Annotated in this window: 14 protein-coding genes; 13 read left to right on the top strand and 1 reads right to left on the bottom strand. The window is 46.3% G+C overall.

Annotation, left to right across the window (positions count from 1 at the left end; all coding sequences use genetic code 11):
* Positions 1-522 carry a crossover junction endodeoxyribonuclease RuvC gene (gene ruvC, locus L4D06_RS18430; protein ID WP_017008265.1) on the top strand — a complete coding sequence of 174 codons (522 nt, stop codon included), beginning with the start codon at positions 1-3 and terminating at the stop codon, positions 520-522.
* Positions 523-581: 59 nt separating this feature from the next.
* Here the strand turns inward: ruvC and L4D06_RS18425 are convergent, their stop codons facing one another.
* Entirely contained in the window at positions 582-1,796 is a 1,215-nt protein-coding gene (locus L4D06_RS18425) for a leucine-rich repeat domain-containing protein (RefSeq protein WP_429740662.1), read from the bottom strand.
* A gap of 237 nt (positions 1,797-2,033) precedes the next feature.
* Here L4D06_RS18425 and L4D06_RS18420 point away from each other — a divergent pair, with 237 nt between their 5' ends.
* From L4D06_RS18420 to tolQ, 12 genes are all read left to right on the top strand, one after another.
* Positions 2,034-2,459, top strand: coding sequence for a hypothetical protein (locus L4D06_RS18420; protein WP_429740661.1), 426 nt, complete (start codon positions 2,034-2,036; stop codon positions 2,457-2,459).
* Positions 2,460-2,601: 142 nt separating this feature from the next.
* Positions 2,602-3,045: a hypothetical protein gene (locus L4D06_RS18415; RefSeq protein WP_429740660.1), complete on the top strand. Its 444-nt coding sequence runs from the start codon at positions 2,602-2,604 to the stop codon at positions 3,043-3,045.
* Positions 3,046-3,182: 137 nt separating this feature from the next.
* Positions 3,183-4,982, top strand: a complete 1,800-nt coding sequence (locus L4D06_RS18410) for an ABC transporter transmembrane domain-containing protein (RefSeq protein ID WP_429740659.1) — start codon at positions 3,183-3,185, stop codon at positions 4,980-4,982.
* Between the two features lie 246 nt (positions 4,983-5,228).
* Positions 5,229-5,387, top strand: a complete 159-nt coding sequence (locus L4D06_RS18405) for a DUF3012 domain-containing protein (RefSeq protein WP_016961277.1) — start codon at positions 5,229-5,231, stop codon at positions 5,385-5,387.
* Between the two features lie 276 nt (positions 5,388-5,663).
* Positions 5,664-6,293 carry a Holliday junction branch migration protein RuvA gene (gene ruvA / locus L4D06_RS18400; RefSeq protein ID WP_429740658.1) on the top strand — a complete coding sequence of 210 codons (630 nt, stop codon included), beginning with the start codon at positions 5,664-5,666 and terminating at the stop codon, positions 6,291-6,293.
* 13 nt (positions 6,294-6,306) lie between these two features.
* Positions 6,307-7,314 (top strand): Holliday junction branch migration DNA helicase RuvB, encoded by a 1,008-nt coding sequence (ruvB, locus tag L4D06_RS18395; protein ID WP_028025168.1) that lies wholly within the window; start codon positions 6,307-6,309, stop codon positions 7,312-7,314.
* 462 nt (positions 7,315-7,776) lie between these two features.
* Complete coding sequence (gene cydA / locus L4D06_RS18390) at positions 7,777-9,363, top strand: cytochrome ubiquinol oxidase subunit I (protein ID WP_274166157.1); 1,587 nt, start codon at positions 7,777-7,779, stop codon at positions 9,361-9,363.
* Between the two features lie 14 nt (positions 9,364-9,377).
* Positions 9,378-10,514, top strand: coding sequence for a cytochrome d ubiquinol oxidase subunit II (gene cydB / locus L4D06_RS18385; protein ID WP_429740657.1), 1,137 nt, complete (start codon positions 9,378-9,380; stop codon positions 10,512-10,514).
* A 15-nt stretch (positions 10,515-10,529) separates the two neighbouring features.
* A complete protein-coding gene (gene cydX / locus L4D06_RS18380) occupies positions 10,530-10,640 on the top strand; it encodes a cytochrome bd-I oxidase subunit CydX (protein ID WP_028025171.1) in 111 nt (36 codons plus the stop codon).
* 10 nt (positions 10,641-10,650) lie between these two features.
* A complete protein-coding gene (gene ybgE, locus L4D06_RS18375; RefSeq protein WP_429740690.1) occupies positions 10,651-10,935 on the top strand; it encodes a cyd operon protein YbgE in 285 nt (94 codons plus the stop codon).
* A 168-nt stretch (positions 10,936-11,103) separates the two neighbouring features.
* Entirely contained in the window at positions 11,104-11,517 is a 414-nt protein-coding gene (gene ybgC / locus L4D06_RS18370) for a tol-pal system-associated acyl-CoA thioesterase (RefSeq protein WP_429740656.1), read from the top strand.
* A complete protein-coding gene (tolQ, locus tag L4D06_RS18365; protein WP_274166154.1) occupies positions 11,507-12,193 on the top strand; it encodes a protein TolQ in 687 nt (228 codons plus the stop codon). Before ybgC ends, tolQ begins: the two co-directional genes overlap by 11 nt.
* The last annotated feature ends 1 nt before the right edge of the window (position 12,194 follow it).

The following is a 12,194-nucleotide window of genomic DNA, read 5'->3' as shown; positions in this document are numbered from 1 at the left end:
GTGGCAATTATTCTCGGGATTGACCCGGGCTCGCGGATCACAGGCTACGGCGTGATCCGTCATCAAGGTAGACACCTTGAATACCTTGGCAGTGGTTGTATTCGTACAGACTCTGAAGATTTGGCAGGACGACTCGGTCAAATTTACGCTGGTGTGAGTGAAGTTATCACCCAATTTCAGCCAGACACCTTCGCGATTGAGCAGGTGTTTATGGCTCGCAACGCGGATTCCGCTCTAAAGCTAGGTCAAGCGCGTGGTGCTGCCATGGTTGCCGCGGTTAACGCCAGCTTGCCTGTTAGCGAGTATGCGGCGCGTCTCATCAAACAATCAGTTGTCGGCAATGGTGGTGCTGATAAGAAGCAAGTTCAGCACATGGTTGTGCACATGCTGAAATTGCCTTCAACACCACAAGCCGACGCCGCCGATGCCTTGGCGGTTGCTATCTGTCATGCCCACACCAACCACACCCTGGTAGCAATGGCGGGAAAAGCGACGAGTGCTAGGCGCGGGCGTTATCGCTAAACCCTTTTCCAACCTCCACCTCAAAAAAGCAGCCTTGGCTGCTTTTTTTGCGTTTAGGTTTAGTAACTTACCGTAACCCCATTACTTTTTAGCGTCTCAAGATGCGCCTTCGTATCGTCATTCAAAGGGTTATTGATCAGTCCAATTGAATTGATTTTTGGGTTTGATGTAAAACTTATGGATGTGATTTGATTTGACCACCCTGTGAAGTATTCAAGTTGAGGGTTGTTGCTTAAATCAACAGATGTTAATTGGTTCAAGGCTGCACTGAGCCAGACCAATTTGGGATTATTTGAAAGATCAATGCTAGTAAGTTGATTACTTGAGACAATTAGCGAGTAGAGTTTGGGGTTATTTGATATATCAATACTGGTTGCTGAAGTACTTGAAACGTCGAGTATTTCCAATGACGTGTTTTGGCTTAAATCAATATTCCCAACCGTATTTCCTGAAATGTCTAAAAAGTCCAAATTTGGAAGTGTGGAGACGTCTAATGATGAAAGGTTGTTGTCAGACAAAGTCAATTGAGTAACTTCTGTGTTTTGGCTTAGATCAATGCTTGATAGTTGATTGTCGCCGAGGATTAAGCTGTCCAGAGTATTACTGTTTGGTTCGGTAATTGTCGAAATCTTGTTTGAGTACGCAAAGACAGAAATTAGTGCAGTATTCGACGAGAGGTCTAAATCTGATATTTGGTTCTCGTTAATATTCAGTTCTTTTAGGAGAGGGTTGCGTGAAAGATCTAAGTTACTGATATTGTTATCATCTAGGGTTAGCGTTTCTAGTTTTGAATTCTCTGAAAGGTCGATGCTGCTGAGGGAATTGCTACCTGCATTGAACACTAAAAGTTCAGATGATGAAGACACATCAATATGCGTCAATAAGTTATTGCTCAAACCAAGATACTGCAGTTCAGTAGATTGCGGTAGAGAGACGCTCTCTAGCAAGTTGTTTGTCGCGTATATTGAGGAGAGCTTAGTCATGCCTGATAAGTTTAACGTACTCAATTCATTGTCTGATATATCAAGTATGTACATGCTTGTCAGCACTTCAATACCGCTGAGATCTTTGATTCCTTTACCTTGGCACTCCAGTGCCACAATGCTCTCGAGACTGGCAGCGCCAGTGTCTGAAACACAAGTTGCGAGCGCAGCATCAGAAAATGATGCGGTTGATAGAGAAGTGGTTGTATCTGAAGCGGAGGAACCACCTCCACCTCCGCAACCCATTAAAATTAGGGAAATGGCTGCAGGTAAAAATCCTTTCATTGTCATTGTATTATTCCTTTATTTGGTCATTGCCGTTCACATTCTAATTACGCCGACTTAGGAGTCTCTATTTAGTGATTGTGATGCGATGCGGATAACCTTGTACTTTGCCAAAAGTCGAGCAAGCGCATGTTATTCAATTGGCAAAAAATGAAAAAAGTACGAGTTTCTCTTAGCGATGAAATTGAAACTCTCTAATGACAATCTATTGTTAATAAGAGAATTTATATTAAAGGGAAAATCATGAAATACTTAAAAGTGGGCTTGTGCATCTTTATCGCGTTTGTGTTTGTGCAATCGCTCTTCTTCAAGTTTACAGGTTCACCTGAAACCACATTTATCTTTGGCACATTGGGTGAGTGGTCTGGGCTGGCATGGTTTGGTCAGTACGGTGCTTACATGGTGGGCATTGCTGAACTTATCGCATCGATCTTACTGTTCACACGTCTTCATGCACTCGGCGCATTCATGGCGGTCGGCACCATGACTGGCGCTATATTCTTCCACCTTTTCACGCCAATTGGCGTTGCGCAGCCTGTGTTTAATGAAGCGGGTGAAGTTGTCGGCAATGATGGTGGAATCTTGTTTGTGATGGCGTGTTTAGTGTGGGTGTCAGCGGCGTTTTTGCTTTATCAAACAAGAAAAGGCGATCTGGAACAGGTTGATTGAGTGAAGGAAAACGCTGTAACAACATCGAATTTTCAGTGATGTTGATAGCGAAGTTCTCCATCACAATCGGTTTTATATAATAAACATGTTTCACTTGTCCCTTTGACGTTTGTTTACCTGCAGATACTTAGGGACAAGAAATATGTTCAAACACATCTCCGCTCTATTCATTGTCTTACTTTTCGCTGTTTTATCTGACGCTGTTCACGCGTTTGATGATGTGATGAATTACGATTCGGAATACAAAAATATAAAAGTCGGACAGTCGACGCTGCAGTCGTTAAAACATCATCATGGAAAAGCGGTTCGCGTAGTGGAATACGATAATTTTACGAAATATCGCTATAAAAAATTCGATGCCACGATTAATCATTTAGATGGCAAAGTAAGAACAATTATTATCTTTGACCGTAGTTATAAAGATGCAAATTACCTGTCGATTGGCGAGAGTAGAAGCAAGGTTGAACGTACTCTTAGAGCCAGCAAGTCGGCGAAGCATCTAGTGGATAACGAAAATGGCATCGTTTATTGGTTCTCCGACGACAAGGTGTCAAAAATCGTTCTTGCACATCAGTTGCGTCGTTAGCTGAAGCTAAATATTCTTACACAAAGGATAAATCGAAGGTTGAAGTGAGCAGGTGCACGGAGAGCTTATTCAGGTTTCTTGGGTATATTCAGGGAGTTTGGGTATAGTAAGCCAATCATTCGTAGAAAGGACTCGCCGTGCCAACGTCCACATTACCAGCATCTCAAAGTACGCGTTCTGTTTTGACATGGATTGCTAGCTTTCTTGCGCCTTATCGTTCGCGTGTGATTGGCGCGGTTATCTTCCTCATGCTGGGTTCACTCAGCTGGCTTGCTCTCGGCCAAGGCGTCAAACTCATCGTCGATGATGGGTTCCTGACGGGCAACGCATCGCGTCTTGATCAGATGATGTTAGTGATCCTCGCGATTACTTTTGTCAGCGGCATTGCCACTTTTTTCCGTTTCTACCTTATGAGTTGGCTAGGCGAACGCGTGAGCGCCGACATCCGCATTAAGGTCTACCAACAGCTTCTACATTTATCTCCAACGTTTTACGCCAAAGAGCGAACTGGCGAAGTGATCAGCCGTTTTACGGCGGATACGACGTTACTGCAAACCGTGGTTGGGTCGAGTTTGTCGATGGCACTTCGATCTGCTGTGTCAGTCACGGGTGGCTTGATCATGATGGCGGTCACAAGCCTAACGTTAACGGGCTTGGTGTTGCTCGCCGTGCCTGTTGTGTTGGTACCTATTGGCGTGTTGGGGCGTAAAGTGCGGCAGTTAGCCAGAGTGAGCCAAGACAAAGTGGCAGATCTTGGTTCGCACGTCGATGAAACACTACACGAGATCCGTACCGTTCAATCTTATGGTCATGAAGAGGCCGACTCTTTTCATTTCTCATCACGTGTTGAAGCAGTTATGGATGCAGCGAGACTGCGCATTCGTTACCGTGCGTCGTTAATGGCTTCTGTGGTATTGCTTAGTATTGTTGCGATTATTCTCGTGACATGGGTTGGCGCATTAAATGTGTTGGATGGTTCGCTGACAGCGGGTCAGTTATCCGCCTTTATGTTTTATGCCTTGTTAGTCGCAGGGGGAGTGGCAACCATCAGTGAAGTGATTGGCGACATTCAACGCGCAGCAGGTGCAACGGAGCGTTTGATAGAGCTTTCGCGTATGCAATCTGATATCCAAGATCCCGATTCACCTGTTGATTTTCCTTCCCATGCGAAAGGTAATGTGACGTTTTCTGATGTTTCATTTACTTATCCGGGTGATGAAAACCTGCCTGTTTTCTCGTCTTTATCGTTTGATGTAAAAGCGGGAGAGCGAGTCGCTTTAGTCGGGCCGAGTGGGGCAGGGAAAAGCTCAGTGTTTACCTTGCTTCAACGTTTTTTTGATATCCAACACGGAAAAACATTGTTAGACGGTGTGCCGCTTAAAGACATGTCATTAAAAACACTTCGTGACCAGTTTGCTTTGGTGCCACAAGAGTCGGTGATTTTTGCAACTAACGTATTGGAAAACGTACGGTATGGTGCGCCCGATGCGAGTGAAGAAAAAGTAATTGAAGCGTGTAAAGCAGCACGTGCTCATGAATTTATTGAAGCCTTACCACACGGCTACCTCACGGAATTGGGTGAACGCGGTGTGCGTTTGTCTGGTGGGCAAAAACAGCGCATTTCGATAGCCCGCGCTATCTTGGCAGACCGTCCTATTTTGCTGTTGGATGAAGCAACCAGCGCATTGGATGCTGTCAGTGAACATCAGGTCAAACAAGCATTGGATACCCTGATGGAAGGGAAAACCTCGTTAGTGATTGCTCACCGTCTTGCAACCGTAGTGAATGCTGACCGTATTTTGGTTCTTGATGATGGGCAGTTGGTAGCGAGTGGTTCTCATCAAGAATTAATGGAAACAAGCGCCTTGTATCGTGAGTTTGCATCATTGCAGCTTGTCGCCTCGGAATCCAATGTAATAACTCAGTCTGCGAGCTAATGGATCTGTGCGACGGCGGGTGTTGAGCTCAACCTAGAACTCATGTTGTTGATATAAGTGATGACGACTTTTCCGTATCGAGATATGCGCCTGAGTGCTTTATCGTGACTTTGTTATATCTTATTGAGTCTTGCAGTAGCGAAGGGCGTGTAGCGTTGGTTTATTCCTGCATTGGCGCATAACAAATCGGTGATGATTCGTCATCGCTGTTCACGAAACGTTAAGATGAAGCACAAGGAAAGTAACATGAAGAAAATGTTCGCTATGTTAGCGGTCGTATTTTTTGTCGCGGGTTGTTCGCCAGAAGTTGGCAGTGATGACTGGTGCAAAGAGTTAAAAGAAAAGCCAAAAGGCGATTGGTCCGCCAATGAAGCAACAGATTTCGCTAAACACTGTGTGTTTTAAAGCGTGACGTTTTCGGCAATTAGGCAATTAAAAGGTAGGGTTTCCACCCTACTTTTTTTTGCTATTTATAAGCCTCAGTATGTGGGTTCCAGTTTTACAGATAGGTCGGTTCCGCACATGCTTCGTTGCCAGTTTTGATTTTTCCAAACGGATAAAGCGCGTCAATCACGCGGATCGCGCTGGCATTTCTGGTGGTGCTCAGGGATTAAAACTGGATATCTATCCAGTTGTTTATTATCCTAACGTCAATTAATACCAAAAAAACGAGTCCACACTGTGATTGGTCGATTACGCGGAACCCTGCTTGAAAAACAACCCCCTGAAATCCTTCTAGAAGTCAACGGCATTGGCTATGAAGTCAGTATGCCGATGAGTTGCTTCTATGAGCTTCCAGACGCTGGTGAAGAAGCCATTGTTTATACCCATTTTGTTGTGCGTGAAGATGCACAATTGCTTTATGGTTTTAACACCACGGTTGAGCGTGCGTTGTTCCGCGAAGTCATTAAAGCTAACGGTGTTGGGCCTAAATTGGGTCTCGCTATTTTGTCTGGCATGACAGCCACACAGTTTGTTGACAGTGTAGAGCGCGAAGATGTGTCGACGTTGGTGAAAATCCCAGGTGTTGGTAAGAAAACGGCGGAACGCTTGGTCATTGAAATGCGTGACCGTTTGAAGAACTGGCATGCCTTTGATTTGCTCACACCACATGCTGACGCGGCTGCCCGTCGTGAAAACAGCACAAGTACGGTGGTGGCAGCGTCAACCAACCCTAAAGATGAAGCCATGAGCGCTCTGATTGCGCTTGGTTACAAAGCAGCACAAGCTGAGAAAGTGGTGAAGCAGGTAGCCCATGATGGCATGACCAGCGAAGCCATCATCCGCGACGCATTGCGTTCGATGGTGTAATGGAGCCGATGAGATGATTGAAGCAGATCGCCTGATAAGCTCCGTACCACCAATGAAAGAAGACGAGATCATTGACCGTGCGATTCGACCTAAGATGCTGGAAGATTACAAAGGTCAGGATCATGTGCGCAGCCAAATGGAAATCTTCATCCATGCAGCGAGAAAGCGCGAAGAAGCACTCGATCATTTGCTGATCTTCGGCCCACCTGGGCTGGGGAAAACTACCTTAGCAAACATTGTTGCCAATGAGATGGATGTGAATATCCGTACCACCTCTGGCCCCGTTCTCGAAAAAGCGGGTGATTTGGCCGCATTGCTGACCAACCTTGAACCTCACGACGTATTATTCATTGATGAAATCCACCGTCTAAGCCCTGTGGTTGAAGAAGTGTTGTATCCCGCGATGGAAGACTATCAGCTGGATATCATGATCGGTGAAGGTCCTGCGGCGCGTTCAATCAAAATTGATTTACCACCGTTTACGTTGGTAGGGGCGACCACCCGTGCAGGCTCACTAACGTCACCACTGCGTGACCGTTTTGGTATTACGCAGCGTCTTGAGTACTACAACGTTGCCGACTTGAAAGGCATTGTTCAGCGAAGTGCAAACTGTTTGAACTTAGTGATTGATGAAGAAGGGGCTTATGAGATTGCGAAACGTGCGCGCGGCACACCGCGTATTGCAAACCGCCTTCTGCGCCGTGTACGTGATTACGCCGAAGTAAAAGCTGATGGCGAGATCAATGCTGATATCGCTTCTAAAGCCTTGGATATGCTAGACGTTGATAATCGTGGCTTCGACTATATGGACAGAAAGCTTCTAAAGTCGATCATTGAAAAGTTTGATGGTGGTCCAGTGGGCCTCGATAACCTTGCTGCAGCGATAGGTGAAGCAAAAGATACGATTGAAGACGTGCTGGAACCGTACCTGATTCAACAAGGTTACCTGCAACGTACTCCGCGAGGACGTATTGCTAGTCAGCGTGCTTATCTGCACTTTGGGTTTGATTTACCCGAGTAGGTCATCGCTTACCTCGTCGAAAATAACGCATAAAGGCCAGCATTTCTGCTGGCCTTTTCTATTTTCAGATTACTACCTCATACTCTCTAGTGTGGAAATCACGTGCTAGATTCGTTCGTGTGTTGTCAATTTTGCGCATCGAAATTGATCAAGATCTAACAAAGGGTCGATTTGAGACAGTAAAAATTGATTAATTAGACAGCAATCAAAGAGTGAAACACCCAAATGCTTTGAAGCGGCTCCACATAATGATTAGTATTAGCTGTCACTATATTAGGTGTTGCTTAACAAAATCCTAACCAGTGAAAAACATACATGCAACATAAAAAAGGAGAGTCGTTCACACGGCTCCCGTAAGGAAGCTCTGTTAAGCGCGTCACGTAAGGCGCGCATGTGTTTAAGCATTTACTTATCGATACGAAAGTATCGCGCGTCAGTCAGCCTGACGAGGAAGGAGTTACTATGTTAACTGATATTGTGGATCTGTCGCGGTTCCAATTTGCTCTCACCGCGATGTATCACTTCTTATTTGTCCCACTGACTCTAGGTATGGCATTCCTGCTTGCCATTATGGAGTCGTTGTATGTGATGACGGACAAGCAAATCTACAAGGACATGACTAAGTTCTGGGGTAAGCTTTTCGGTATCAACTTCGCACTAGGCGTGGCAACAGGCCTAACAATGGAGTTCCAGTTCGGTACTAACTGGGCATATTACTCTCATTACGTCGGCGACATTTTTGGTGCACCTCTAGCGATTGAAGCCCTTATGGCTTTCTTCCTCGAATCGACGCTTGTGGGTATGTTCTTCTTCGGTTGGGACCGCCTAACCAAACGCCAACACCTTACCGTTACTTGGTTAATGGCAATTGGCTCAAACTTCTCTGCGCTTTGGATTTTGGTGGCGAATGGTTGGATGCAAAATCCGATCGGCGCTGAATTCAATTTCGAAAGCATGCGTATGGAAATGGTGAGCTTTGCGGAAGTGGTACTTAACCCAGTTGCTCAGGTTAAGTTTGTACACACGGTAGCTGCGGGCTACACCACGGGTGCAATGTTTGTCCTGGGTATCAGTGCTTACTACCTACTAAAAGGCCGCGACGTTGCATTTGCTCGTCGTTCATTTGCTATTGCCGCATCGTTTGGTATGGCGGGTATCCTGTCTACTATCGTGCTGGGTGATGAGTCTGGCTACGAGCTTGGTGACGTGCAGCGAGTGAAACTTGCCGCAATTGAAGCAGAGTGGCACACAGAACCCGCTCCTGCTGCGTTTACCCTGTTTGGCTTCCCAAACCAAGAGACCATGGAAACCGACTACGCCATCAAGATCCCTTATGTGATGGGTATTATCGCGACGCGTTCGTTTGATAAAGAAGTCACTGGTTTGCGTGATCTGATTGATGAACACGAAGTGCGTATTCGCAACGGTATGATTGCATATGGTTTGCTTGAGAAGCTTCGTTCTGGTGATAAATCTGCTGAAAACGTTGCTGCATTCGATGATGTGAAAGGCGATCTTGGTTACGGCCTATTGCTGAAAGAACACACAGACAACGTAGTCGATGCAACAGAAGCGCAAATCAAACAAGCAGCCAAAGATTCTATTCCGCAGGTGGCTCCGTTGTTCTGGAGTTTCCGCATCATGGTTGCGTGTGGCTTCGCGATGCTGTTCATCTTTGGTATGGCGTTCTTCCAAACATGCCGCCAGAAAATTGATCAGAAACCATGGATTCTGAAACTTGCTCTTATCGGTATCCCACTGCCTTGGATCGCGAGTGAAGCGGGTTGGTTCGTTGCAGAGTATGGTCGTCAGCCATGGGCTGTGGGTGAAATCCTACCGGTACACATGGCAGCATCTAACTTGCCAGCCTCTGAGATCATTACCTCACTGGTTGCGATTGTCCTGTTGTACACCGTGTTCCTTATTGCCGAAGTTTACCTGATGGTTAAGTTCGCGCGTAAAGGACCAAGCAGCTTGAAGACAGGCCGTTATCACTTTGAACAGCAAAAGTCTCCGGAAACGGATCTTGCGCGTCAACTTGAAGCATAAGGAGAGCTTGAGCGATGTTTGATTACGAAATTTTACGTTTAATCTGGTGGCTACTGATCGGTGTTCTACTGATCGGTTTCGCCGTGACAGATGGTTTTGATATGGGCGTTGGCGCACTCGTGCCAGTGATCGGTAAAACCGATAACGAACGCCGCGTTATGATTAACTCCATTGCACCTCACTGGGATGGTAACCAAGTTTGGTTGATCACCGCGGGTGGTGCATTGTTCGCAGCTTGGCCTTTGGTCTATGCCGTGTCTTTCTCAGGTTTCTATCTGGCGATGATCTTAACCCTAGCGGCACTTTGGTTCCGCCCAATTGGTTTCGATTACCGTTCTAAGATTGAAGACCCACGCTGGCGTAAAACGTGGGACTGGGGCATCTTCATTGGTAGCTTTGTTCCACCAATCATTTTTGGTGTGGCATTTGGTAACTTGCTTCAGGGCGTACCGTTTGAGCTGAGTGAATTCTTGGTTCCAACATACAAGGGCGGCTTCTTTGGTCTGCTAAACCCGTTTGCGATTCTGTGTGGCTTGGTTAGCTTGTTCATGATTCTGACCCAAGGCGCAGCGTACTTGCAGATGAAAACCACTGACGCACTGCACACCCGTGCGCGCACTGTGGCTCAGGTGACCTCTGTGCTAACCGCAGTTTGCTTTGCACTGGCTGGCTTCTGGGCTCAGAACATCGAGTTCTATGTGATCACGAGTGAAATCGTGACTCACGCGACGTCAAACCCACTGAACAAAGAAGTGGTGACCCTAATGGGCGCGTTGTTCAATAACTATGAAACCTACCCAATGCTATGGGCAGCGCCAGCGTTAGCGGTGTTTATGCCACTTCTGGTTGCTGTTTGTGCGCGTTTCGAGCGTGATGGCTTTGCTTTCTTGTTTAACAGCCTTGCGATTGCGGGCGTTATTTTGACCGCAGGCTTTGCAATGTTCCCATTCGTAATGCCATCAAGCCTAGTGCCTTCGCACAGCTTGACCATGTGGGATGCAACCTCGAGTGAATTGACGCTGAATATCATGACAGTTGTTGCTTTCGTGATGGTGCCAATCATTCTTGCCTACACCGCTTGGTGTTATTACAAAATGTTTGGTCGTCTGGATGACAAGTTCATCGAAGACAACAAAACCTCACTGTACTAAGAGAAGGAGTTAACCATGTGGTATTTCGCTTGGATTCTAGGTGTATTGCTGGCGTGCTCGTTCGGTATCATCAATGCGCTTTGGTTGGAACACACCGAAGCCATGGATCACGACAGTGAAAAATAGATTCACAATGATGTTAGACGGTCTTCATGATCGTCTTCTTCAGCGTGTTTTGATGTTGTTTTCACTGGTGTTGGCGGTGACATGTGCGGGTCTTGTGATTTGGGACCCTCAGTCATTCGCGGATAAAATTGGTGGGTTTAATCTCACCAATGCCCCAGCATTGATTTGGGCAACGTGTACTGGGTTTATTCACGGTATGGGGTTTAAACCGCGTTTTTGGCTGTGGCAATTGGTGTTCTTCCCGCCATTTGCATGGATTGTGATGATTTATATCCTATCGAGTGCATTCATTTAAAGACGCAGTGACTGCTCACCTATGCATCAGCCTGAGTGCCATTGGCCTCAGGCTGTTTTATTTTGCGCCATTCGTGACCTGCTACGTTGCTTCGTGCTTTCAATATCTTGAGTAAGTCAGTTATAGTATTTCGTTAAACCTTAATATGGATTTCAGGTAATTATCCGGATGAGCACTAGCCCTCCATTCAGCTGGCCAATTCGCGTCTACTACGAAGACACAGACACGGGTGGACTTGTTTATCATGCGAACTATATCAAGTACTTCGAACGTGCGAGAACCGAACTATTACGTAGTATCGGTGTCAATCAACAGACACTCTTTGAAGAAAATACGGCATTTGTGGTTCGTCACATGGATATGGACTTTTTTAAAGGCGCAACACTTGATGAGGCGCTGACTGTTCAAACTATGGTGTCAGAGCTACGTCGAGTGAGCATGACATTCTGTCAAGATTTAGTGAATTCAAACGGTGATGTGTTGTGTCGAGCTACGGTTAGGGTAGCCTGTATCGACTCTGAGAAAAAGAAACCTAAATCTATTCCTACATCGATTCAATCGGAGATTTTAAGTGAGCGCTGAACTGTCAATTCTTGATCTGTTCTTACAGGCCAGTCTGTTAGTAAAAGCAGTGATGTTGGTGCTGCTGGGCATGTCTGTCATGTCTTGGGCGATGATCATCAAACGTTCTCAAGTGCTTTCCCAAGCTGTCACTAAAGCGGAACGCTTTGAAGACCGTTTTTGGTCTGGCATGGATTTATCGCAACTCTTTCAAGAAGTTCAAGCGCGTAAAGATTCGCTCTCAGGAAGCGAGCAAATTTTTTACTCTGGATTTAAAGAGTTCGCTCGTTTGCACCGTAGCAATGGCAAAGTGCCTGATGCGGTGATGGAGGGGACGTCACGCGCCATGCGAGTTTCGCTCTCGAAAGAAGTGGAATCACTGGAAACCAACCTGCCATTTCTTGCCACGGTCGGTTCGATTAGCCCATACATCGGCTTGTTTGGTACGGTTTGGGGCATCATGCACGCGTTTATTGCACTGGGTGCGGTTAAGCAAGCCACGCTCGCCATGGTGGCGCCTGGTATCGCAGAGGCACTTGTGGCAACGGCAATGGGCCTGTTCGCAGCAATACCCGCGGTAATGGCATACAACAAGCTGACATCTAAAGTTGGTAAACTCGAAAATAACTATGTGAACTTCATGGAAGAGTTTTCGAGCATTTTACACCGTCAGGCGTTTGCAGCACCTAAGGAGTAAG

Origin of the sequence: Enterovibrio makurazakiensis, assembly GCF_050336585.1 — a bacterium.
Lineage (GTDB): Bacteria > Pseudomonadota > Gammaproteobacteria > Enterobacterales > Vibrionaceae > Enterovibrio > Enterovibrio gelatinilyticus.
This window is presented reverse-complemented; position numbering and strand designations above follow the sequence as displayed.